This window comes from Synechocystis sp. PCC 7339 (genome assembly GCF_019924095.1).
GTDB lineage: Bacteria > Cyanobacteriota > Cyanobacteriia > Cyanobacteriales > Microcystaceae > Synechocystis.
Window position 1 is genome coordinate 428,535 of the sequence record NZ_CP063659.1, and the last position, 23,165, is coordinate 451,699.

The following is a 23,165-nucleotide window of genomic DNA, read 5'->3' on the forward strand; positions in this document are numbered from 1 at the left end:
TTCTGCTTATTTCTTAACCTCACTGTATTTACGATTCTAAACTAAAATTTAGGGCCCTCCACTCACCCGATTGAGTGAATCGCGACGATCGCCATGGCGGTAGAATCAAGGCTGACCAAGCGATTACATATCTACAAATATCCGTGCCATTGTCAAGAATTTGTTGATGATAGGGGAAGTAATTGCCAATGGGTGGGCGGCATGTCGAGAAAAAACCATTTTAGAGCCTTTAAACTTCGACTTTTGTGCGAAATTTTCTCTGTTCGCCGGCGGCCAACTTAGCCATGTCCACTGCGGCATGGAGCCCTTCTTGGGGGGAACGCTCTGCAATACCTAAGTCCACGGTGATATTTCCCTGCTGAAAACCGAAGGCTAACCTTTCCCCAATGAAATCCGCCTGGCTGATGTGGCACTCAATGCAAAGGATGGCAAATTGCCTTGCCCCAATGCGGGCACACAAATCCTCTTGACGACAAATGGTACGAATAACTTTGGCGGCCTGGCCTATCAGGCGATCAACCTCTGCTTGGGGGCGTTGTTCATCTTCTAGGTCAACAATAATCACACTGACAGGAAAACCAAATTTTTGGCAACGGGCTTCCTCGCTGGCCAATAACTTTTCCCAACCTAAATGGCTATAAAATCCAGTAACTTCATCCCGGTCTGTTAAAAATTGCTGTTGTTCCTCCCGTCGGGAAGCCACCTCTGCCTTGAGGAAAAAGTCCAAAATGGTGCTGAGCAATTTGGCAATCAATTCCACCAGGGGCAATTCATCGGCCAAGTTGTCCGGCTGAGGCTGGGGATCAATGGCACACAAAGTGCCAAACAAAGCACCGTTGCCGTAAGTGATGGGCACTCCCACATAGGCGCCGATGGGAACTTGTTTGGCGATGGGGGCATTACGATAAACCTCTACCAAATCAGATTGGGGGGCAATATGGGGCCCCTCTCCCCTGACCATACGGGAGCAAAAAGAGTCAGGCCAATGGAAAACATCCCCTTTTTTCACCCCATAGCCGTTACCCTCCGCCTGGAGCACAATCCAATCATCCAACTCGGTGCGGGTAATCATCCATAGGGACAGACCCACCCGTTGCTGCAAATAGCCCAACGCCGCCTGGGCCGCACTATCGAAGTCGGAAAAAGAATCGGTGGTAAACATGGGTTGGGGATGTTATGGGTACTATTAGTTTAGCCTCCGCCCTGACCATTACCATTGCTTTCCCAAAGGTTAAGGGATCCAAAGTGATCTAATAAGTTGGGGCGAAAATTTTTTCCCACCGGAATATGGGCAGGGGAGAATTGGCAAGAAACAGACCCCAAGCCAAAAACCTCCCCGAAGGAAGGCTTACCAACCATTGTGAACAGCCTCGACTAGACCAGACCTACAGGTCGCCGCCCCGGAAAGCTAGCACAAAAACCACGGCGGGCCCAGCAATGACAATTAGCCCCAGAAAAGTCAACTGAAAAATAGGTTCTAAATTGAGTGCGGCAAATAATTCCATAATTTCTCCTGTTAAAAACTGCTGGCTAGACTCAACGTAAGCAAGGATAATAAAACCAATGTCTATAATAGCTGGGTTGGTTTCGTCCCCTGGACTTGCCGTCATAAAAATACATAAAGTTATGTGAAGAAGGAGACTGGCTATGGCAACTTGGTATTGCATGCAGGGGTGTGGCGCTTGTTGTAATCTCACCCCAGAGGACCGGCCAGAGTTGGCCGAATATCTCACCCCAGAGGAGTTAACCCTTTACCTCAGCCTAGTGGGGGAGGATGGTTGGTGCATTAATTACAACCACGGCGATCGCCTCTGTGAAATTTACCCAGACCGGCCCAGTTTTTGCCGGGTGAAGCCGGATAACTTTGCCCGGATGTTTGCCATTGCCCCGGCGGAGTTCGACGAGTTTGCCAGCCATTGCTGTGAAGAACAGATTGAAGGGGTTTATGGCCCCCGGAGTGGGGAGCTAAAAAGCTATCAACAGGCACTATCAACCGTGGCAGAATCAATCTGAATCTGATCAAACGGGGTCCAATAATTCAAAGAAGCGGTAATGGGCGAGACCGTCTAGAATGCCTGCAGCATAACGTTTTTCGGAAAAATAAATTGGTTCAATTTCCCCTAGGTTAGAAAGCTCCTCGTGGTGACGGTTGGCCACGACGACGGAAAGGGTATTGCCCCGCATCATATCCTCGTCTGCTCCGGAACCTCCAGCGGTGAAAACGTGCTCCAGGGGAATATTCCACTGTTGGCTTAACCAGCGCACTGCATAACCCTTGGAAGCTCGGATGGGCAAAATATCCAGAAATTGGCCAAAGGAGATAATTGTGTTGACGGTCTGTTCTCCTTTATGCAACAGTTGCCGAATTTCCTCCAAACTGGGGGCGATCGCCCCGTCGTAGAAATAGCTAATTTTATAGGCACTTAGTTCTTCTTTGGGTTGGAGCGCTAAACCGGGCAATTTTCCCAAAAGGCGCATAATGGCGTTACGATTCCACAAATAATCAATATGATGACGCCAACTCTGATCGGGGATCAAATCCGGGGAGGAATAAATTTCTGTCCCCATGCTGGTGATCAGTATATCCGGTTGGGGAATGCGATACTCCCGCAAAATTTTCAGCACGGAATCCAATCTTCTCCCAGTGGCAATGCAAAATCCGACATTTTTACGATGTTGATAAAGCACCTCCAGCAATTCATCCAAAGTTTGGCGATCGCCTGGTAGTCCTCCCTCCAATGCCCCCAGTAAATTTTGGTCCAAACTAGTTACCAAGGCACCGTTATAGTACAAAGTCCGCCGCCGCTTTAGATCACCTCGTTTCAGGACTGAAGTCTGTTGCATTAGAGCATTGACGGCATCCAAGTAACTGTCAACGTGGGAATGCCAGGAATAGTGGCGCTTAACCCCTTCCAGACCCCTAGTGGATAAAATTTGCCATTGTTCGCTTTCGTTTAATACGCTCAATAATTTATTGGCAATATCCGTCTCATCCAGGGGATTGATCAGATAACCGTTCTGACAGTTTTTAATAATATCCACCGGGCCACCATCCTCCGTGGCCACAATGGGCACCCCACTGGCTGCTGCTTCAATCAAAGTTAAACCAAAGGGTTCTGTCAACGCCGGGTTGGTAAATACCCCCTGGGACAAAGCGGTGAGGCGAAACAGAGCATACACATCTTCGGGTTGATTGTGCTTGGGGTAAGCCACTTTGCCATAGAGGTCGTAGCGGTCAATGGTCAACAGTAAGTCCGTCAACACTTCCCGGGGGCCCATATCCAAATCCGTAATATCATCCCGATTGCCCGCCACAATGACCAAATTTGCCCGGGCTTGCAACTCCGGTGACTGGCCATAGGCCTCGATCAACGTGTGGATATTCTTGCGGGGATCCGGTCGGGACAGAGCCAGAATAAGGGGCTTACGGGGTTGGCGTAAAAATCGACATAGCTCCGTCACAATGGAGCTTTCCCACTCGTCTCCCTTGGGGGGATAAAACTTTTCTAGATCGGTGCCGGGGGGAATCACCAACATCTGATCTGGTTGGTAATAGTCATACTGGGCATACTGTTCCGCAATTTCTTGATGGGTGCTAGTAATTACCCTCGCCGCTGACCCCAGGGTTTCTTCCTCGGCGTTAATCCGTCGGGCCATATTGTAACGACTTTCAATTTCGTCCGCCTTGATGCCGCTGAGCAGAAGACGGGTACGCTTACTGCGCCCCAGGGAATGCCCCGTGTGTACCAAAGGAATGCCCAATTGGTGGGAGAGTCTGGTGCCCACATAACCGGCATCTGCATAGTGACTATGGATAACATCGGGCAATTTGGGCTGTTCTTTCAGATAGTCCAGGGCGTGGTCAGCAAAATTATCCAAATAATCCCAGAGCATTTCCTTGGCAATATATTCCTCCGGGCCGCATTCAATGCGGACAATATGGGCCCGATCGCCAATTATTTCTTTGGGTTGGGCATAGTCTTCATCTACCCTGGGGTCTTTAACCAAACGGGTCATTAAATCCACCCTAGCTACCTGGGGATTTTTGACTAAGGCCCGGGTCAGTTCCAGCACGTATTTAGTTTGCCCACCAGTATCCGCGTCCCTGCCTAGTTCAAGATTCTCTCCCCGAATCAATCCATGGATGCTAATTAGTAAAATGTATTTTGATGAATAGCTCATAAGTCTTACAAGTTACTATAATTGATCGCCAGTGATGCCACAGGCTACCATGGTGATGATTTTAACCGCTGAAACTAATTAAACTTTTTCGGTTTGCTCTTGTTAGAATGCTGCCAATCTCCGTCTAAATTTGCCGATGACCTATGTTAACTGGTCGGCCCTGGCCGAAATTTCTGAGTTAGAGCCCTATTTTGCCGAAGATTTTGCTGGTTTTCAGCAACAAATTCAGCAACGTTTACCCGGACTGACAGCGATCGCCCCTGAAGAATTGGATAACTTAGCGGTTTTACGGGTGCTTGAAGTTTGTAATGGTTGTTTGCAATGGGCTTTCCGTCGCCAAGATAAACATTGTTTATCGGTGGAACAAACCAGGGAATGTATGCAAACAGTAATTGGCTTTATTAAGGTGAAAAAAATCACCTGTCCCAGTGGCAAAACCATTACTTTTACCCCGGTGATCGAACAATTAATCGAAGAGGGAACTCAGCTTTATCGTCAGGCTTTCAAGCAAAATAATCAAACCGCTAAACAGAAATATTACGCCTATTCCACAGCCCAATTCATTGCCTATGGCGGCGATCGCCTCGGCTGGGCCCAAGACCTAGTGGAAAAGGAATTTAGCTCCCTACTCACCCCCCATTTTGTCCTGCGGGGGAAAAACTACATTGCTCCCTATCTACAGGCCATTACGCCCTAACGCCTCACAAATTAAATGATCAGACAGGGGCATCATCTAATTTCTTTAGCAACCAACTTTCCAATTCAAAGTAGAAGATCGGGGTCGAGCAAAAACACCGTCAGCTTTTCCGACTTTTCTTCCACCAACATCACATGGCTAGCCGATTGGAGGGTGTCATTTTGGCGGTAAGAATCCGGCAATTGACGAATTTGTTGGGGCAACACATCCAGCAGCGTGGGGGCATTATTAACCAACAGACAAAATTCTTCCCCACTCCGATTTTTAGTCAAGATAAAATATTGTTTCGTTTGCGCCGTCGGGGGCTGCGGCACACCAAAAAAGCGGCGATATAGATCCACCATGGTGACAGAACGGTTTTCTAAGTTCACCAATCCGGTGGCGGACAGACCACTGCCATGGGCGGGGCTATGGGGCAAAATCTTCACCACTAGGGCAATGGGTAGGGCCAGGTTAAGTTTTCCCACAGCAAAAAGGAGAAACTTTTCCGGTCTTACAGAGGGGGCAGAGGTCTGACCGATATGAACAGGGGCATCAATGGAAGAGGAATAGAGCGCCATATTTTGCAAGCGGGGAAATAATAACTTTTAACTAATAACTACTAACCGATAGCTGACCAGCGGCCAGGAGTTCCTGCACTGCCCCAAGGAACTGTTGCTCAATATAGGGCTTGGTGAAGTAGGCATTGGCCCCCAGGGTTTTGGCCAACTGTCGGTGCTTATCGCTACCGCGGGAAGTGAGCATGGCCACCGGAATTTTGAGCAGGTCAGCATTGCGGCGTCGTTGCCCCAGAAATTCAAAGCCATTCAAGTTGGGCATTTCCACATCACAAATAATCAAATCCACTTCCCCCGTTTGGGACAGGGTCTTCAGGGCTTCCTGTCCATCCTTAGCCTGCATCACCCGATAACCAGACCGTTCCAGAGTGAAAGCCAGAGTCCGCCTCAGCGCCGCCGAATCATCCACCACTAAAATGGTTTTAGCCTTCCGTCCTGGAGTGGGGAGCGGTTCCTCCCCTGAGTCCGCCATGGCCAAATTATCTATACCTTTTTGCCAATGCCATTCCAGCAGCAGCGCTCCATTCACCACCGGGATTAAGGTGCCGTCCGCCAGAATAGTGGCCCCATAAAGGTAAGAAGGGGCAGGCAACAGAGGCGCAAAGGGTTTAATCACCAATTCCTGTTCCGTCACCAAGCGGTTCACCTCCAGGGCGTAATATTGCTGACCGAGCCGGAGTAGCACCAGGGGCAAGTGCCAATTGTCTGGTTGGGGCACCGTGGTCAACAGCTTACTGGTTTGTTGCTCCGACAAAGGACACTGATAGGGCAGTAACTGAGCCAAGGAATAAATCGGGATGGTCAATTGTTGCCAATGGAGAAAGCGTTGCCCCCCACTAGTTTTGAGTTGTTCCGCCGTCGGTACCATCAACTCCGCCACACTATCAGAAGGGATGGCGATCGCCGTGAGAGTCCCCTGGTCCTGCCCCACCAAGCACACCAACAACTTAGCAATGGTGAGAGTCAAAGGTAAGCGTAAGGAAAACACCGTCCCCCGTCCAGGGCGAGAAGACACCACAATAGTTCCCTTCAGAGCCTGCAACTGTTGCCGCACCACATCCAGCCCCACCCCCCGGCCCGACAGCTCGCTCACCTGGTCCGCCGTGGAAAAGTTCGGCTCAAAAATCAAATCATTAATCTGCTCCGTCGATAACCGTTGCCCCTGTTCCTGGGTAATTAAGCCCCGTTCCACCGCCCGTTGCAAAATTTTATTCCCGTTGAGTCCGCCTCCATCGTCCCGCATTTCAATAATGGTCTGATTGCCCTGGTGATAGGCATGGATCTCAATGGTGCCCGTGGCCGGTTTTCCCGCCGCCAAACGGGTATCAGTATCCTCAATGCCATGGTCAAAAGCATTGCGGAGTAGATGGAGCAGGGGGTCATAGAGCTTCTCCAGGGCCAAACGATCCACTAACACCGCCGTGCCATGGAGCTTAATCTGCACCGGCTTATTAAACTTGCTGGCCATATCCCTGAGCAAACGGGGAAAACGCTGTAGAATTTCCCCCAGAGGTAGCATCCGGGCCCACATCAGTTCATCTCGCAGGGAAAACAGCATTTGCTTTTGGGCATCCACCGTTTGATTGGCCGCCCTGGAAAATAGCACCACATCATCCACTGCCTCCTCCAACTGCATCATCTCTTCTAAAATTTCTTGCAACTGGGCCGAGAGGGTGCCATAGGAATCCATTTCCAACGAGTCAAAGGTGTTACCTAGCCACCCCTGGGGTTGCGGCTGGGCCCGGAGCATAGTGTCCCCTTCCGGCCGGATCGCCAATTGGTCTGCCAACTGCCTCAACTTCAAAGCCATGGCTTTGAAGGTGCCGAAACGTTGCCCCAGGGCCCCCACCGCTGTTTGCAATTGCTGATTTTGTAAAGAAAGGCTATTGCGATTAATCGCCAATTCCCCCACCCAATTATTCATGCGCTCTAACCGCTGAAAATCCACCCGGATGGAAAGATTAGCCGGATTTTGCTCCCTCGGTACCGCCCGCCGTTCGGGGGTGTGTTCCACCAGAGGAGTTGGAGTCTGCTCTTCCTTTTTAGGAGTAGCAATAGGCTCTGCGGGAGTTGCAACGGGAGGCAAAGAATCAAAAGCTTCCTCCACCGCCCGCACCAAGAACAAAGTTTCCCCAGAAGGATCTACTTGCTCTACGGCAGGGACTGGGCTCTCCATCACTATATCAGCAGTCAACCCACCAAAAACTTCCTCCAGGGAAGGGGGGGACTCCACCGTTTCAGCTTCCATGGGAGTTTGCTCCAGGGTAGGGGAAGCCTCTGGCCCAAGCTGGGGTTGCCATGGCCCAGTCATGGGCATAGTGGGGGGAGACGGTTCTTGCTCTGTCTCGTCCTCATCATCGCCAAAAAATAGATCCCCCAATACCGGAGCCGGAGCAGAAAAGGGCTGGGATCGGGACTCTGCTGGGGGAGAAAGCCTTTGTCCCAGGGCTAACAATGCCGCACTTGCTTCCCCCCCCCGTTGGCGATCGCCGTTTTCCAGCACTTGTTGAACACCGGCCTGCCAATCCGCCAAAGCCTGGGTGGCAATGGTAGATAATTGTTCCGGGTTGACCGCCAGGGCCTGTTGCACCGCTGCACAAATACCTTGGAACCCCGGTAAGTTAAGAATTTCCGCTAGCCCCAGAAAAATTTCCGTTCGGCTAGTCAAGACCTCCCGCAATGATTCTGGCCCCTGGTGTTGGGCCGCCACCACCGCAGCAATACCCTCGGCAATGTCCACTTCAAATACTGATGCCACCACATCCACCCCTAGGTCAGCGGAGCTGGGCAAAAACTGTTCCCCCGCCGCTAAATGGCCCCCCAGTCGTTGCTCTAGGTTAACAATGGGCCCCTGGGCGCTCTGCCAAGCCGTTTCTGGGTCGTAGTACCCCTGGTCAATTTGTTGCTCCAACGGGTTCCGCAGGCAGTCAAATCCTTGCAATAAAAGGGTTTCCATAGTTTGGTCTATGGCCACTTCTTCGTTATAGAGCGCCTTAAAAATATCCTCCAGTCGATGGGCGATATGTTTGATGGTTTCCAACCCCACACTGGCGGCTCCCCCCTTGAGGGAATGGGCCGCTCGCATAATGCCATGGACCACCGCCGCTGACCGGTCTTGCCCAATGGTCAATAGCCCCGTTTCTATTTCCTGCAACAGGGTGGGCGCTTCCTCAATGAAAAATCGGTAGGCCGGTTCCTCCAGGTTCACCCTTTCTGGCCCCAAGCTGGGTCGGCGATCGCTGGCGGGAATCGCCCCTTCCCCGGACTGGAGCAGCATTGCCGTGGGCTCTTCCGACCATTCTGCAAAGACATTTTCCTCTGCTGTGCTAATGGCGGTGGGAATTTCTCCTAGCTCAGGAAAGTCCATGCCGAAAAATTCTTCCTCAGCCCCGAAACTACCAAACACATCCTCCAATCCCGCCATTTCTTCCTGATTCGCTTCCTCCGGCCCCCGCACCAACGCCACTAAGGCATCACTGGGTTCTCCCCCCTGTTGGCGATCGCCATTGTCCAGCACTTGTCCACAGCTCTGTTGCCAATCCTCCACCGCCACCGCCGCCAATTCCCCTATGGGTACCTCAGGATTCCCCAAACCTTGCGCCACCAGGTCAGTAATTTCCTTAAACCCAGGCAAATTTAAAATTTCCGCCAGCCCAGCAAAAATTTCCGTTTGCGCCGACAACGTTGCCTGCAATGTGGCCTGGTCTTCCCCCGCCAACGTAGCCCTAATCTCCGCCAATCCTTGGGCAATATCCACCTCAAACAACGAAGCCACAATGTCCACCCCCAAATCCGCCGAGCTGGGCAAAAACTGTTCCCCCGCCGCCAGATAGTCTCCCAACTGTTCCTCAATGGCCGCAATCACCGGCAACCCCTGCTCTAAAACCCCACTATGGTCTAACTGCCCCGTTTCAATCTGGGTGGTGAGGGCTTGTTTAAGGTGGTCGAAGCATTCCAGCAACAGTCCCTCCATGGTTTCATCCACCACCACCGCATCGTTATACAACGCCTTGAAAATGTCCTCCAGCCGGTGGGCTAACTCTTCAATGGCCGGTAGTTGCACACTGGCCGCTCCCCCCTTAATGGAATGGGCCGCCCGCATAATGCCATGGATTTGGGCTGGTGTTCTCTCCCCCCTCAACTCCAGCAGGCTCATTTCAATCACACTGAGCAATTCTGGCGCTTCTTCAATGAAAAACTGGTAGGCGTGGTCACGGATATCGGAGTTGAGCATGGCGGCAATGGGGGTGTTAGGAGTGGGGCAAAAGGGTGGCGGCTAGCTGTTGCCAATACTGCTGATTCATTTCCAGTTGCTGGTTATGGCTATTCAGTTGCTGGTTGCTGGCCTTGATGCCACTGGTCAATTCCCTCGCCTGGGACTGGATAGTCACAATTAAGGCTTCCATGGCCGCCGTTGCCTCCGCTGATTGGGCCGCCAAGCTCCGTACTTCGTCCGCAATGACCGAAAAGCCCCTACCTTCTTCCCCCGCCCGGGCCGCTTCAATGGATGCTTTCAGCGCCAACAGGTGAGTCTGGGCCGCAAATTGTCGAATCAAGTTAATTGTATTGGCAATCTCCTGGGTGGAACTATCCAGCTTTTCCAGTTGTTCCCCCGTGGTGGCCATGGTTGACCGTACACTACGCATGGTCTGCAGGCTCTCTGCTTGCCCCTGGCTAATCTGCCCGGACAGTGCAGCCCGCTGTTCCTTTGATGGTTGGTTCTCGTTTGCAATGGTGGGCATATCAGGCATAGCAATTGTCAGGTATGGGTTTTATGGGTTCGTTCGTTATCCGTGGGCCAAATCATTGCACTTTGAATTGCTTGACCGCCTCTTGCAATGACTGGGCCACCGCCAGCAGTTCTTTAAAAGTCGCAGATACGCCACTGGCTTCGCTGGAGTTTTTGTCCGCAATCTGGGCTACCAGGGCCATGGTTTGGGTCACCGATTCACTGGTTTGGGACTGTTCAATGGCCGCTGAGGTAATGGCTTCCACCAAGCTGCTAATCTGGGCACTCACTGCGGTAATTTGGTTCAAGCTCCGCCTTGTTTCTTCCACTAGTTTGGTGCCCGCCACTACCTGCTCTGTGCCCGCTTCCATGGCATTAACTACTTCATTCGTTTCTGCCTGAATCGTCGCCACCAGTTGGGAAATTTCGGCCGTTGCCTCTGCTGATTGCCTTGCTAGGGAACGCACTTCGTCCGCTACCACGGCAAACCCCCGTCCCTCTTCACCGGCATGGGCTGCTTCGATGGCGGCATTGAGGGCTAGGAGGTTGGTTTGGTCGGCAAAGCTGCCAATTAGGTTCACCACTTTGGAGATTTTTTGGGATGATTCCCCCAACCGTTTCACCTGTTTGGCGGTGGCGGCCACTGTCTCCCGAATTGCCACAATCCCGTCCACAGTGCGGTTCATGGCATCTTCTCCCTGGTCTACGGTTTGGGTGGCCCGTTGTACCGCCGATTCTGCTTGGGCAGCATTTTCTGCCACTGCTTGGATGGATTTGTTCATGGCCTGAAGTCGTTCTAGGGCTTCCGCCACATCCGAAGCCTGTCGATTGGCTTGCTGGGCTAGTTGCCGCACTGCCACTTCGTTAGTGTCCGTAGTCTCGGTAAATTGACTGGCCGCAGTTTGAACTTGGGTCACAATGCGCCGCAGGCTTTCGATGGTTGCGTTGTAGGAGTCGGCGATCGTGCCAATTTCGTCCTCGGTGACGTGGGCCCGGATGGTTAAGTCGCCCCGGCTGACGGGGTCTACTTCCATTAATAATTCCAAGGCCCGCTTTTGCATTTTTTCGCGCATTTGCCGTTGTTCTACCTCGGCTATTTTTTGTTGGGCCAACAGGTCGGAGCGTTCTAAGGCTAGCCCCACCTGCACGGTCAATTGGCCAAATAAATCGATTTCATTTTGGTGCCAGTCTCTCGGCCCGGAGCATTGGTGGGCGATGAGTAGTCCCAGCAGGTTGCCCTTGTAGTTGATGGGGGCGACTAAATTGGCTTTGACTTCGAAGGGTTTGAGCTGACCAATGTGGCAGGGAGTTAAGCCGGCATTGTAAATATCTCTGGTGGCCTGGATGCGTCCGGAACGGTATTTTTCCACATAACTATCAGCGAAACAGGGGTCAGCAATGGTGGCTCCTAGGGCTTTGGGATACCCCTCCGCCACGGATTCTACAATTACTGTGCCGGCCCAGGTGGCATCGAATCGATAAACAATCACCCGATCAGCTTTGAGGGCGAGGCGGATTGCTTGGGCGGCGATGTCAAAAACCTGCTCGCTGTTGATGGCGGCGGAAATTTTTAGGGTCAATTCTTTGAGGATTTGGGCTTGTTGGGCGCTCTCATTGCGTTCCTGGATAAGGTTGGCCCGGTCTAAAGTAGTTTGCAGTTCTTCGGTCAACTGTTGGAGAAATTGTCTTTCCCTCATTTCCCAATGGTGGGGACGTTGGCAATGGTGGGCCATGAGCAGGCCGAGGGGGTAGTTATCCCGGTAGAGGGGCACTGTCAAGCTCGCTTTGACTTGGTGTTGCTCCAACCATTGGCGGTGGGAGCTACTGATGCTGGCACTGTCAGTGTCGTTGATGGCGACGATCTGGGAAGGAATATCTTCCTGGGCCCAAGGATGGGGGTCTTTGCTGTCAATTAAACCTTGGGTGGCCAAGTCCAAAGCTTGTACTACCATGGCTTCTGACTGATAGCGGGGATGGTAGTAAAACACTAACCGCTCACAACCAAACAGGGTCCTGGCTTGGTCGAGGTTCTTCTGAATTACGCCTTGGATTTCGTCAATGTCGGAAAGGTTGGCCCGGGAAAACTCTGTCAATAGTTCTGATTGTTTGAGGGATAAATCCTGCTGATGGCGCAATTTTTGAACCTGGGCACTGAGGGCATCAATGGTTTGGTCGGCGATCGCCAATTCATCACCGGCCACGGCTGGGGGTTGGTCTAGATTCCGGTGGGAATACTTTGCTTTCGATGCCAGAGCGGTTTGGGCTTTGGTATTTTCCCCCACCATCCAATAGGCAACGAAGGCCGCCCCCACAGCGGTCACCAATAGCCCGATCAGAATCTGGTCACGGATTTGTTTGGTGGTGGATTCCTTCACCTGTTGCTCCAGGGGGGGAACCTGGAGTCGGTCCACACTGTTGAGATTTAGCCCCCCAATCACCCCGGCAGGGATCAAGCCAATTAAAAGAGCTATCAACACCGCCTTATTGCGGAGGGAAAGTCCTCCACCCTGGGCCGGTGGATTGGTTGAGGCAGAAACCGGGCTCAAATTGTCCGGATCGGCGATCGCCATGAGGGGAGCCAGGGGTTGCATGGGAGGTAACTCCACCTTGGGCAAATTGATCGGGGACGGTGGGGTCAACTCCGCTGCCGATTGGGTCAGGGCCGCCAGGGCGTCGGTGTCAATGGCTGGGTTGGAGCTAGTGGCAACATTCTCACCCTCTACAGTATCGGTTTCTGCCACCAAGGCCTGGGCCATGAATTCAGCCCCATCTACCCCCGGTTCCTCAGCTAACTTTTCTAGGGAAACCAACGTCTCTGCCTCGGTGTCATGGTCTGCATTGTCGCCATTAATACCATTTTCCTTTCCATCCACGAACCAATTCAGGGATTCCTTTGCCTCACTTTCCACCTCTCCATCAAAGGCGGTAAAAGTACTGCTATTTTCTGGCAATTCATCCTGGGCTTCGGAGGTGTTCGTCAACTCAGGAAAGAGGACATCATCAAGGGACTCACCACTGCCCACGGAGGGGATAGCGTCGGGGCGGCGATCGGAGGGAGGAGTTTGGGTCATGGTTATAATTTACCAGTTAGGTAACATGGGCAGGGAAGGGGCGACATCAGTACCTCTAGCAAAGCATCAAGCTTGGTTTGAGGGGTCTATCCTAAAGTCTAAGAAGAGAAATACAAGTACTAAAAATAAAGCTGTAATTGTTTCATTCCTAGTTAGCTTGCTGCTGAAGCTAAAATTCCAGTCAAAAGTGTAGAAAATTTAGCCAATAGTTAGCAAATTGATCGGTTGATTCGTTTAATAAATTCAATAAAAATCAATAAAAGTTAATTAGGATTAACTTGGGTGGTGGCCACGAGGCGGCCCACTATGGACTGGGCATCCAACACCACATACATCACCCCTGGGGGGCTGACCCAAAATCCCCGCACATAGGGTGCAAGGTCAGAACTAACGCTGGCGGCGGGGGGAGATTGGATTTGATCCGTTTCACACCAGGTAATGTCCTTCACCTCTGTGACCACTAGTCCCAACATCTGACTGCGTTGACCTGGCGATCGCCTGCCTCCGCTGGGATCAAGGTCGAAGGGTACACCTCCATTTAAAATAATAACCTGATAGTTGGTGCGGGAACCGGATTGGAGATGCCAAGGAGATAGCCCCAAAAAAGCGCCAAAATCAATCACCCAGAGCACTTCTCCTCGCCAATTATGAACCCCCATAGTCCAAGGAGGCATGTGGGGAATGGGGGTAATCTGCCCCAGGGGCACCGTCAGAATCTCCGTTAACTGGAACAGAGGCAAAATCAAGTTGGTGTCTGGTTCAAGGACAAATTGTAAAAACTGCTGGCGGGGGACTTGGGTATCCCCCAGCATGGCGTTGGAAGAAAAGGTGTTGGCTGGCAAAACAGTTGCTCCTAGAAATTGCCCCAGGGGGGACCGGAAAAATCAACAAACTTTAGTAATAGATAATTTGCTCATCGGCTGAGAAAATTAATTGGTTAGCCGGAGAAAATTAACGGGAAAGCATAGCGCGTAAAATTTAGATAAATTGCTTAATTACTGTGTTGAACTCCTCTTGATCAATGGGTTTAGTAATATAGGCGTCCGCCCCTTGGCGTTTGCCCCAAAATTTATCCATATCCGTGGCCTTAGTGGAACAGAGGATGACTGGAATACTTTTAGTTTGATCTTTGTCTTTCAATTCTCGACAAATTTCAAAACCACTGCGCCCCGGCAGTACAATATCCAAAATAATTACGTCGGGCACCGCCTGGGACAATTTTTCCAAGGCTTCTTCGCCACTGATGGCTGTGGTGACGTTAATGCCTAACTTCTGACAAAAATCACTGATAATTGAACGTTCTGTGGAGGAATCGTCAATAATAAGTGCGCTGCCCATAATGTTGCCTCGGTGCTTGATTAGTCGAAAAGTGAACAATAAACAGTAAACAGTTATAAATCCTAAACCAAACCGCAAAAGTATTGGTTCGGAATTAAGACAGACTCCGCAATTTTTCAGAGTTGCCTTCGGTCAAGTTATTCCGCTGGCACCGATGCTTGCTCTTGGAGGTGTTTTTTGATAGTTTGCAAAACCATGTCCGGGTTGACGGGCTTACTCAAAAAATCGGTGGAGCCGACCATTTTGGCCCGCACCCGATCAACAATGCCGTCATTGCCGGTAAGGATGACAATGGGAGTACTTTTGAAAATGGATAATTTACGCAACTGTCCACAAATTTCATACCCGTTGGCATTGGGCATTACCAAATCGAGGAAAATTAAATCCGGTTTACGGGCCAGAAGAATGGCGATCGCCCGTAGCGGATCATTAACTCCCACAAACCGATAACCGGCTGTGATGAGGATTTTTTCCATGGTCTGACAAATCAGGGGACTGTCATCCACACAGGCGATCAGAGGGCCACTGGGCACATCGGGCTGGGCCACCACTCCCCTCACTGGCGGAGCAATGGGGGGCGGCAAATCGGGAATTTTAATCAACTCCACCAATCCCAACTGCAGATAGGGCAAAAGGGAAGTGGTTACACTTAACACATCCCGCCTCATGCGCACGGACAAATCCCGTAGGGACTGATTCCCGTCCAGCAATTGCTTGAGGGTTTGGTACACCTGGAAAGTGGTGCGTTGTTGCAACTGTTCCGCCTGGCGAATGATGGGGGCCGCATTGGGGGAGCGGTCCGCAATCTTGGCCCCCTGCCATTTGCTCCATAACTGTTGGGACTCGGCAATCATCTGGTCTGCGTCAATCAGCACCAACCTAGTAGAGAGCAAATTATCCTGACGCAGATCACAGGCCACCTCCATGGATTGGGTAATGTCAAACAATACTTCTACCACCGTGGCCCGAATGAGTCGGGCGGCCTGTTCCCTGGTGACCTTCTGTTGGGCTACCCAGTGACAGAGTAGTTGGTATTCCCAGCAAATTTGTAAATCCTGGGGATCAATGCTAGCTAAATCCGTTTGCACAGAGGCTAAATTAGCAGCAATTTGAGGCAGGTAGGAAGCAATTTGCCGACGCCAACGCCGGACAGCATGACGCCCTCCGGTGGCATACATAATGCGGCCTAGATAAAGATAAAATGACCACTGTTCCCCCGCTGCAGTGGAAAGAATTAGTTGGCCGCTAAAACGGGGTTGCTTCAGTCCATCGAAGAAACTGGCCTGTCGGGAGGCGGTGAATTCTTGAATTGGAACTGAGTGGGAGGAGGGAGTGGGAGCTGTCATTTAATCAAAGGGGGAGGCAGGTCAACAGCAGGATGGAGGGGGGGGGCATACTTATAGCTTGCCCTGAAAGGGGTATGGATTGCCAAAGTACGCAAGAAAACTTCATCGACTTTACTAGGCCGACTTTGGCAAAAGCTTTTGTATTAACCATTATCGCACAATCTTAAATGGGATTACCAGGGTTGATCCCGGCCATCAACAGCGTAAATGCGGTACAAAAAAGAGACAATTGCTAAGGCAAACTTCCCCAGACACCATGATCCCAGCTCCCCCTCGCCTGCACTACCAAGTGGCAATGCCAACCCCCCAGACCCACTACTTTACCGTGGATTTCCATGTCCAAGGTTTCGCTGCTTCTGTACTAGAATTAAAATTTCCCGTCTGGACACCGGGATCCTATCTGGTACGGGAATATGAACGACATTTGCAGGACTTCCAAGCCCGGAGTCTAATCAGCGGTGAATATTTGGGCCATCAAAAGTTGGGTAAGGCCCATTGGGCCATTGCCTGTGGAGAGGAAGAAGATATTGCCATTTCCTACCGTATTTATGCCGATGAATTAACCGTAAGAACCAATCACTTGGACTATAGTCATGGTTTCTTCACCGGGGCGGCATTGTTTTTTTACCTGCCAGGACACACAGATGTGCCCCTAACCTTAACCGTTGTTCCCCCCGAACCAGCCTGGGCGATCGCCACTGCCCTGCCCTGTAAGGCAACGGATCTGACCACGGGGGCAAAAACTTTCCATGCCCAGGATTTTGACACGTTGGTGGATAGTCCGGTGGAAGTGGGTATCCATCAAGATTACGCCTTTGAAGCCCAGGGTAAGGAACACCATTTTGTAGTCTGGGGCGAAAGTAACTTAGATGGGGAGCGGTTGGTCAAAGATACCCAGAAAATTATTGCCACGGAAGCCGATCTGTTTGGGACATTGCCCTACGACCATTATTGGTTTTTGCTCCACACATCCAACCAGGGCTATGGCGGTTTAGAGCATAAAGATTCCTGTGTGTTGAACTATGATCGCTTTGGTTTTCGGGATCCGGAAAAATACCAACGGTTTTTGCAACTGGTGGCCCATGAATTTTTCCATCTTTGGAATATCAAGCGCATTCGCCCCCAGTCCCTGGAGCAATTTGATTACGACCAAGAAAATTACACCCCTTCCCTCTGGTTTTCCGAAGGCACCACCAGTTACTATGATCTGCTCATTCCCCTCCGGGCCGGACTGTATGATCGCCAGACCTATCTAAAAAATTTGGGCAAGGAAATCACCCGCTACCTCACTACCCCAGGGCGTTTGGTGCAACCCCTGGCTGAATCTAGTTTTGACGCCTGGATCAAACTCTATCGTCGGGATGCCAACGGCGATAACAGTCAAATGTCCTATTACCTCAAGGGGGAATTGGTGACTTTGATGCTGGATTTGCTCATTCGGGAACGACACCAAAATCAGCGTTCCTTCGATGATGTTCTACGGGCCATGTGGCAGGAGTTTGGCCAGGAAGAAATTGGTTTTACCCCAGCACAATTGCGGGCAGTGATTACCGGAGTGGCGGATACGGACTTGACCGAATTTTTCTACACCTATCTCCACACCACGGCGGAACTTCCCCTCAACGATTACCTGCACCCCTTTGGCTTGTGTATTAAACCCGTGCAGGAAGATTTGACTCCCTATTTGGGCATTAAGGTTAAATCGGAGGCTGGCCAGGAAAAAGTCACCTTTGTGGCCGCCCATTCCCCCGCCGCCATGGCTGGCATTAGTCCCCAGGATTTGTTGCTGGCGATCAATGGTGTAAGGGTTGGGGCCGAACAGCTTTCCCTACGGCTGAAAGACTACCAAGCCAATGATATGATTCAGTTAACGGTGTTTCATCAGGATCTGTTGCGGACGGTGGATGTGGTGCTGGCATCTCCCCAAGCAAACCGTTATGAAGTGGCGCCCATGGCCGACCCCTCGGACAGCCAACTTCAAAATCTGGCGGGCTGGCTAGGTGAATCCTAATGCCCTGGAAAACACGGGTAGCACATTATTCCCCTTTGGATGACTGGGGTTAAGTCCAGGGAGTACAAGTCTTTTTTTTGATTTTCTGATGCACAAGTTTTTGCCGATCGCCTACTTTGAAGATAAGTTTGTCCCGTTTGAGGATGCCAAAATATCCGTTGCTACCCATGCCCTCCACTATGGGACGGCGGCCTTTGGGGGTTTACGGGGCATTCCCGACCCTGAAGATCCGGGCACCATTTTACTGTTTCGCCTAGACCGCCACGGCGATCGCCTGAGTAAGAGTGCCAAGTTTTTGCACTACGACATCAGTGCAGAAAAAATCAAGGAAGTTATTGTTGATTTTGTCAAGAAAAATCAGCCCGATAAATCCTTCTACATCCGTCCTTTGGTGTACAGTTCCGGTTTGGGCATTGCCCCCCGCCTGCACAATCTGGAAAAAAATTTCTTGGTTTACGGCTTGGAAATGGGGGATTACCTGGCCGCCGATGGGGTTAATTGCCGCATCAGTTCCTGGTACCGTCAGGAGGACCGTAGTTTCCCGTTGCGGGGCAAAATTAGCGCCGCCTACATTACTTCTGCTTTGGCCAAAACGGAAGCGGTGGAATCGGGCTTTGATGAAGCCATTTTGATGAATTCCCAGGGTAAGGTCTGTGAAGCCACCGGCATGAATATTTTCATGGTGCGCCACGGGCAAATTATCACTCCTGGTAATGAACAGGACATTCTCGAAGGGATTACTAGGGATAGTATTCTCACCATTGCGGCGGATTTAGGTATCCCCACCTGCCAGCGGCCCATTGATAAATCGGAGTTGATGATTGCCGACGAAGTGTTTTTGAGTGGTACTGCGGCAAAAATCACCCCAGTTAAACGGATTGAAAACTTCACCCTCGGTGGCGATCGTCCAATTACGGAAAAGTTACGCTCCGTGTTGACAGCGGTGACGGAAAATCGGGAACCCAAACATCAAGATTGGGTATTTAAAATTCCTTTGAATGGCTAGTTTTTCTCGGCAATATTAGCGCATTTAGACCGAACTTAAAGAATTAGAGTTAACCCATGTTGGATCAAAGCCAAGTTCAAAAAATCGCCCACCTGGCCCGTTTGGACATTACCCCAGAGGAAGAAAGCCAATTTGCTTCCCAGCTCAGCAGTATTTTGGACTACTTTGACCAATTGAGTGAACTACCCACCGAAGGAGTGGAACCCACCACCAGAGCCATCGAGTTGAGCAACATTGTCCGGGACGATCGCCACATTAGTTGGGACGGAGACAATGCGGCCAACACCCGCCAAGCTTTGCTGGACAACGCACCGGAGCCGGAGGGAGACTTTTTTCGAGTCCCCCGTATTATGGGTGGTGACGACGCCTAATTGAGTCTGGTTACTGAGTAGGGATTACGGTTCTTTTCATTTGACCGACTTGCCTAGGGAGCCTGCCAAATTTTTTCATGGTAGGCCCTGGGTTCGATGTAGGTATCAATCCATTCCCCGTGGCTATGGCCGTGGTCGTGACCATGGTGGTGATGCCCGGGGCCGTGGCTGTGATCATGACTATGGCCATGGCCTTTAAAAGCAAGGCGAAACTTACAGGCCTCACAATTCATGGCTACCTGCCCCAATTGGGTTTCAATTTCCCGTTCCCGTACCAACGCCAATAATTCCGGTTGAATACCCATTTCCGCCAGGGACTGAATTTCAATTTCCGGGAAAGCGGTCCGTTGCTCCTCGGTGATAGTGAAAATTTTCTTCACCAAAGCCCCCATAAACAAAAAATAGGGCAAAACAATAATGCGCTTGGGCTGATATAACCTAGCCCGGCGGAACCCTTCTTCTAAGCGGGGATGGCTAATGCCAATGAAACAGGTTTCCACGGTTTGGTAACCACTGCCTTCCCAGAGCATGCGAGCCATTTTATACACATCACCGTTGGCATCGGGATCGCTGGAACCCCGACCCACAAACAATAGCACCGTATCTTGGCGATCAATGCCCCGGGGGTTGGCCTCGGGACTATCTAACTGACTCAACCGTGCCTTCCACAAATCAAGAATGGCTGGGGTGATGCCAAAATGACGACCGTAGGAAAAACTAATCTCGGGATGAGCCTCGCGACTGCGGTCTAGCTCATTGGTCACATCGAATTTGTTATGGCGGGCCGCAAAGAGCAAAATAGGCAGGGCAGAAATTTCCCTAAAGCCCTGGCCCACACATTGCTTTACTCCAGCCTGGATATTGGGCTCCGTCAACTCCAAAAAACAGGGGATCACCGGGCGAGAATGGTCTAATGCTTGGTACTGGGCTACAAAATCTAAAAACGTTTGGCGACCGTCTTCGTCCCTGGTGCCATGGCCAATCATCAGTAGGGGTCTTTGGTAGGGCAGGGGGGGAAGCTCAAGCTCAGGAAAAAAGGAAACAGAGGCGGGAACACTGGTTAAGGTCATTAGAATGATTGACTGATGAATAACAAAAAAATCGAGCTAGGCTCACCGAATCCAGGAGAGTTCAGGGGATCGCAGAAGAAGGATCACAACGGACAGCATCCAGACCTAGACAAGATAACCGGCATAGCAATTGCGGTAAGTTGATTGGGCGGATTTGACCCCAGCCATGGCTCATTATGCCAGGGTTACTTGGTACTGGACTATGCCCAGGGAGAGCATCAGCGCCACCAAGCTCAACTGTTTTCCACTGGGGCGAAGATATTTAAGCTTTTGGGCAAACATTTAACCTCCACTGGAGTAGTACCAATGATTTCGCCGTCAACGACAATTTTTTGCGGGGGGTTGGTTGTAACTTTAATCCTTTCTCCATAGAGATGCACCACGTTTTCATTGTCGGTGGGATTTTTTGACAGGGCAGAGGTGAAGAGGTTGGTTACCATCCGCAGACCCTGTAACGCTGTTTGGCTACTGGCCACGGTGATGTCGAGCAAGCCATCGGTGAAAGAGACCTGCCCTGCTCCCTGGGCAAAGACGGAAGTGGGAGGGGCCGCATTGGCGATCGTAATAGCGCTGGCTTCCATGGTGGTGGTTTCCGAATCAATTTCGATCTGGGCTTCAAACAATTCCTGTTCCCTGGCTTGTTGAATACCCGCAAAAATGTAGGCCATTACCCCCAGATTATTTTTCAGTTCCCGATCCGCTTTTTCTACCATTTCCGCTTCAAAGCCGACCCCCGCCAACAAAAGCATGGGAATGTCATTGCACAGTGCCGTATCCACCACTTTGGTAATGCCCCGGTTGATGGTTTCACAGGCCCCGACAATTTGGGTGGGAATGCCCAGGGCAACGGAAAAAGCATTGGCAGTACCCCGGGGAATAATACCCAGGGGAATGCCGGTATCGATCAGGGCGGCCGCTACGCCGGATACGGTGCCATCACCGCCGGAGGCAATGATAAAGCTATCTCCTTCCCCGTCCGATTGTTCGTTGGCTTGCCTAATTTTCTTAACAATTTCCCTGGCCTGGTCGGTGACGTTAACATCGGCACTAGTGAAAATAATTTTGAGATTAATTTCCGACTGTAAATGCTCTTTAATTAAATCTAGTTCCCGTTCCACATTGCCCTGCCCTGCTACAGGATTAAAGATTAGATGGCCAGTTTTAGTTTTACCCAATAGTTTAATCACTGCCTTGGCGGTGGCTAAATTAATTGCCAGGGGAACGTTGTATACTTCACAAAGTCGCAATAGGGGCTGGATGTCCGGCTCGTGGGGTTGGGCATAGAGGGGATCAATCAAAAAAATGACGGCGGCAATAGTCCCATCGATGATTTGGGTGGCAATTTGGGTGTCCCCCCCTAGGGGCCCAGAAAAAACGGTTTCCACAGCCAAGCCGGTTTTGTTTTTTACCAATTCCCCTGTTTGACCAGTGGCGATGAGGTCATAGCGAGAGAAAAGGGATTTGTGCTGTTGGACAAAATTAACTAGAGCGTCTTTTTTGTTGTCGTGGGCAATGAGGGCTATCTGGGCGGCCATGGTGTTTCCCGATGGTGGAATGGAGAGTTAGTGTGAATTCAGAGGTTCAGATTCACAATGGTAATGGAAACAGCCTTTAGCCGTATGGATTTGGTTCAGTCGCCGGTTATTCCGGTGGTGGGACAGTGGATTGCCGATTCCCCTGGCACAATTTCCCTCGGTCAAGGGGTGGCTTTTTACCCTCCTCCGGAAGAGGTGGCCGTGGCGGTACGGGACAGTCTGGGACAGGCTCCTCTGCATCAGTATCAGTCAGTGGTGGGTATACCGAGCTTAATTTCTGCTCTAACGGAAAAGTTACAACGGGACAATGGCATCCATCTCTCCTCTACCCAGGCGGTGGTGGTGACGGCTGGGGCCAATATGGGTTTTTTAAATGCAGTGCTGGCCATTACAGAGGTGGGGGACGAAATTATTCTCAATACTCCGTACTACTTCAACCATGAAATGGCTGTTAGAATTGCCGGGTGTCGGCCGGTGTTGGTGCCCACTGATGGGGAATATCAACTCCAACCTGATCTCATTGCCCAGGCGATCGCCCCCCGGACTAAGGCAGTGGTGACCATTTCCCCCAATAATCCCACCGGGGTTATTTATCCAGAGGTGGATTTACGGGCGGTGAACCAACTTTGCCGGGAGTGGGGTATTTATCATATCCATGACGAAGCCTACGATTATTTTGCCTACGACCAAACCCCAATTTTTTCCCCTGGGGCCATACTGGATAGTGGAGACCATACCATTTCCCTCTATAGCTTTTCCAAGGCCTACGGCATGGCCGGTTGGCGAATTGGTTATATGGTCATTCCCCAGAATTTATTGCTAGCGGTTAAAAAAATTCAGGACACCAATCTGATCTGCCCGGTGGTGATTTCCCAATATGCGGCCCTTGCTTGTTTACAGGTGGGTAAGGCTTATTCAGCCCAGTTTTTGCCGGAGATGGCCGCCTGTCGCCAACAATTACTGGACACCCTGGGTCAATTGTCCGATTATTGTCGTTTAGTGGTGCCCCAGGGAGCTTTTTACTGTTTGCTGGAGGTTGATAGCCCCTTGACGGATTTAGAGCTAGTCCGAAGGTTAGTTGATGAATTTAAAGTGGCGGTACTGCCCGGTTCCACCTTTGGCATGGAGTCCGGTTGCTATCTCCGCATTGCCTATGGTGCTCTACGGCGGGCCACAGCCAGCACGGCCATTGCTAGATTGGAGCAGGGATTAAAACATCTTTGTTGAACTGCGCCCTGCCGGTGATTTTATC

18 protein-coding genes are annotated in these 23,165 nt (G+C 51.0%); 6 read left to right on the forward strand and 12 right to left on the reverse strand.

Going from position 1 to position 23,165, the window contains the following annotated elements; all coding sequences use genetic code 11:
- Window positions 1-229: 229 nt before the first annotated feature.
- Together IQE94_RS01940 and psb30 are read right to left on the reverse strand one after the other, a co-directional pair.
- Window positions 230-1,162 (reverse strand): diguanylate cyclase domain-containing protein, encoded by a 933-nt coding sequence (locus IQE94_RS01940; RefSeq protein WP_223342605.1) that lies wholly within the window; start codon window positions 1,160-1,162, stop codon window positions 230-232.
- A 223-nt stretch (window positions 1,163-1,385) separates the two neighbouring features.
- A complete protein-coding gene (gene psb30 / locus IQE94_RS01945; protein ID WP_190599593.1) occupies window positions 1,386-1,505 on the reverse strand; it encodes a photosystem II reaction center protein Ycf12/Psb30 in 120 nt (39 codons plus the stop codon).
- Window positions 1,506-1,647: 142 nt separating this feature from the next.
- On the opposite strand from psb30, the gene IQE94_RS01950 reads away from it, so the two are divergent.
- On the forward strand, window positions 1,648-2,013 hold the full coding sequence (locus IQE94_RS01950) for a YkgJ family cysteine cluster protein (protein ID WP_212715797.1): 366 nt from the start codon (window positions 1,648-1,650) through the stop codon (window positions 2,011-2,013).
- 6 nt (window positions 2,014-2,019) lie between these two features.
- Here the strand turns inward: IQE94_RS01950 and IQE94_RS01955 are convergent, their stop codons facing one another.
- On the reverse strand, window positions 2,020-4,182 hold the full coding sequence (locus tag IQE94_RS01955) for an HAD-IIB family hydrolase (RefSeq protein ID WP_223342606.1): 2,163 nt from the start codon (window positions 4,180-4,182) through the stop codon (window positions 2,020-2,022).
- A gap of 136 nt (window positions 4,183-4,318) precedes the next feature.
- Here IQE94_RS01955 and IQE94_RS01960 point away from each other — a divergent pair, with 136 nt between their 5' ends.
- Complete coding sequence (locus tag IQE94_RS01960) at window positions 4,319-4,879, forward strand: hypothetical protein (protein WP_223342607.1); 561 nt, start codon at window positions 4,319-4,321, stop codon at window positions 4,877-4,879.
- Window positions 4,880-4,944: 65 nt separating this feature from the next.
- Here the strand turns inward: IQE94_RS01960 and IQE94_RS01965 are convergent, their stop codons facing one another.
- The 7 genes from IQE94_RS01965 to IQE94_RS01995 all read right to left on the reverse strand — a co-directional run bounded on the left by IQE94_RS01965 (window position 4,945) and on the right by IQE94_RS01995 (window position 15,920).
- Complete coding sequence (locus IQE94_RS01965) at window positions 4,945-5,439, reverse strand: CheW domain-containing protein (RefSeq protein WP_212715801.1); 495 nt, start codon at window positions 5,437-5,439, stop codon at window positions 4,945-4,947.
- A gap of 31 nt (window positions 5,440-5,470) precedes the next feature.
- Window positions 5,471-9,670 carry an Hpt domain-containing protein gene (locus IQE94_RS01970; protein ID WP_223342608.1) on the reverse strand — a complete coding sequence of 1,400 codons (4,200 nt, stop codon included), beginning with the start codon at window positions 9,668-9,670 and terminating at the stop codon, window positions 5,471-5,473.
- A 16-nt stretch (window positions 9,671-9,686) separates the two neighbouring features.
- On the reverse strand, window positions 9,687-10,187 hold the full coding sequence (locus tag IQE94_RS01975) for a methyl-accepting chemotaxis protein (protein WP_223342609.1): 501 nt from the start codon (window positions 10,185-10,187) through the stop codon (window positions 9,687-9,689).
- 52 nt (window positions 10,188-10,239) lie between these two features.
- Complete coding sequence (locus IQE94_RS01980; protein WP_212715803.1) at window positions 10,240-13,236, reverse strand: methyl-accepting chemotaxis protein; 2,997 nt, start codon at window positions 13,234-13,236, stop codon at window positions 10,240-10,242.
- Between the two features lie 263 nt (window positions 13,237-13,499).
- The gene (locus IQE94_RS01985) at window positions 13,500-14,078 is read right to left on the reverse strand and encodes a chemotaxis protein CheW (protein ID WP_223342610.1); all 579 of its coding nucleotides are present in this window, start codon (window positions 14,076-14,078) and stop codon (window positions 13,500-13,502) included.
- A gap of 136 nt (window positions 14,079-14,214) precedes the next feature.
- Complete coding sequence (locus IQE94_RS01990) at window positions 14,215-14,574, reverse strand: response regulator transcription factor (protein ID WP_190599552.1); 360 nt, start codon at window positions 14,572-14,574, stop codon at window positions 14,215-14,217.
- 137 nt (window positions 14,575-14,711) lie between these two features.
- Window positions 14,712-15,920, reverse strand: coding sequence for a response regulator (locus IQE94_RS01995; protein ID WP_223342611.1), 1,209 nt, complete (start codon window positions 15,918-15,920; stop codon window positions 14,712-14,714).
- 256 nt (window positions 15,921-16,176) lie between these two features.
- Between IQE94_RS01995 and IQE94_RS02000 the strand changes: the two genes are divergently transcribed.
- The 3 genes from IQE94_RS02000 (at window position 16,177) to gatC (ending at window position 19,308) form a co-directional block, all read left to right on the forward strand.
- Entirely contained in the window at window positions 16,177-17,931 is a 1,755-nt protein-coding gene (locus IQE94_RS02000) for a M61 family metallopeptidase (RefSeq protein ID WP_223342612.1), read from the forward strand.
- A gap of 88 nt (window positions 17,932-18,019) precedes the next feature.
- Window positions 18,020-18,937 (forward strand): branched-chain amino acid transaminase, encoded by a 918-nt coding sequence (locus tag IQE94_RS02005; RefSeq protein WP_223342613.1) that lies wholly within the window; start codon window positions 18,020-18,022, stop codon window positions 18,935-18,937.
- 56 nt (window positions 18,938-18,993) lie between these two features.
- Window positions 18,994-19,308, forward strand: a complete 315-nt coding sequence (gene gatC, locus IQE94_RS02010; RefSeq protein ID WP_212715808.1) for an Asp-tRNA(Asn)/Glu-tRNA(Gln) amidotransferase subunit GatC — start codon at window positions 18,994-18,996, stop codon at window positions 19,306-19,308.
- A gap of 53 nt (window positions 19,309-19,361) precedes the next feature.
- Here gatC and IQE94_RS02015 read toward each other — a convergent pair whose 3' ends face one another.
- Both IQE94_RS02015 and mgsA read right to left on the reverse strand, forming a co-directional pair.
- Window positions 19,362-20,378: a sirohydrochlorin chelatase gene (locus IQE94_RS02015; RefSeq protein WP_212715810.1), complete on the reverse strand. Its 1,017-nt coding sequence runs from the start codon at window positions 20,376-20,378 to the stop codon at window positions 19,362-19,364.
- Window positions 20,379-20,611: 233 nt separating this feature from the next.
- A complete protein-coding gene (mgsA, locus tag IQE94_RS02020; protein WP_212715811.1) occupies window positions 20,612-21,913 on the reverse strand; it encodes a methylglyoxal synthase in 1,302 nt (433 codons plus the stop codon).
- A 63-nt stretch (window positions 21,914-21,976) separates the two neighbouring features.
- Here mgsA and IQE94_RS02025 point away from each other — a divergent pair, with 63 nt between their 5' ends.
- A complete protein-coding gene (locus tag IQE94_RS02025) occupies window positions 21,977-23,140 on the forward strand; it encodes a pyridoxal phosphate-dependent aminotransferase (protein WP_249213851.1) in 1,164 nt (387 codons plus the stop codon).
- Window positions 23,141-23,165 lie beyond the last annotated feature (25 nt).

Bases quoted from the DNA above. Each gene is read 5' to 3' on its own strand.
- IQE94_RS01940 (WP_223342605.1), bottom strand. From the start codon at position 1,162: ATGTTTACCACCGATTCTTTTTCCGACTTCGATAGTGCGGCCCAGGCG.
- psb30 (WP_190599593.1), bottom strand. From the start codon at position 1,505: ATGGAATTATTTGCCGCACTCAATTTAGAACCTATTTTTCAGTTGACT.
- IQE94_RS01950 (WP_212715797.1), top strand. From the start codon at position 1,648: ATGGCAACTTGGTATTGCATGCAGGGGTGTGGCGCTTGTTGTAATCTC.
- IQE94_RS01955 (WP_223342606.1), bottom strand. From the start codon at position 4,182: ATGAGCTATTCATCAAAATACATTTTACTAATTAGCATCCATGGATTG.
- IQE94_RS01960 (WP_223342607.1), top strand. From the start codon at position 4,319: ATGACCTATGTTAACTGGTCGGCCCTGGCCGAAATTTCTGAGTTAGAG.
- IQE94_RS01965 (WP_212715801.1), bottom strand. From the start codon at position 5,439: ATGGCGCTCTATTCCTCTTCCATTGATGCCCCTGTTCATATCGGTCAG.
- IQE94_RS01970 (WP_223342608.1), bottom strand. From the start codon at position 9,670: ATGCTCAACTCCGATATCCGTGACCACGCCTACCAGTTTTTCATTGAA.
- IQE94_RS01975 (WP_223342609.1), bottom strand. From the start codon at position 10,187: ATGCCTGATATGCCCACCATTGCAAACGAGAACCAACCATCAAAGGAA.
- IQE94_RS01980 (WP_212715803.1), bottom strand. From the start codon at position 13,236: ATGACCCAAACTCCTCCCTCCGATCGCCGCCCCGACGCTATCCCCTCC.
- IQE94_RS01990 (WP_190599552.1), bottom strand. From the start codon at position 14,574: ATGGGCAGCGCACTTATTATTGACGATTCCTCCACAGAACGTTCAATT.
- IQE94_RS01995 (WP_223342611.1), bottom strand. From the start codon at position 15,920: ATGACAGCTCCCACTCCCTCCTCCCACTCAGTTCCAATTCAAGAATTC.
- IQE94_RS02000 (WP_223342612.1), top strand. From the start codon at position 16,177: ATGATCCCAGCTCCCCCTCGCCTGCACTACCAAGTGGCAATGCCAACC.
- IQE94_RS02005 (WP_223342613.1), top strand. From the start codon at position 18,020: ATGCACAAGTTTTTGCCGATCGCCTACTTTGAAGATAAGTTTGTCCCG.
- gatC (WP_212715808.1), top strand. From the start codon at position 18,994: ATGTTGGATCAAAGCCAAGTTCAAAAAATCGCCCACCTGGCCCGTTTG.
- IQE94_RS02015 (WP_212715810.1), bottom strand. From the start codon at position 20,378: ATGACCTTAACCAGTGTTCCCGCCTCTGTTTCCTTTTTTCCTGAGCTT.
- mgsA (WP_212715811.1), bottom strand. From the start codon at position 21,913: ATGGCCGCCCAGATAGCCCTCATTGCCCACGACAACAAAAAAGACGCT.
- IQE94_RS02025 (WP_249213851.1), top strand. From the start codon at position 21,977: ATGGAAACAGCCTTTAGCCGTATGGATTTGGTTCAGTCGCCGGTTATT.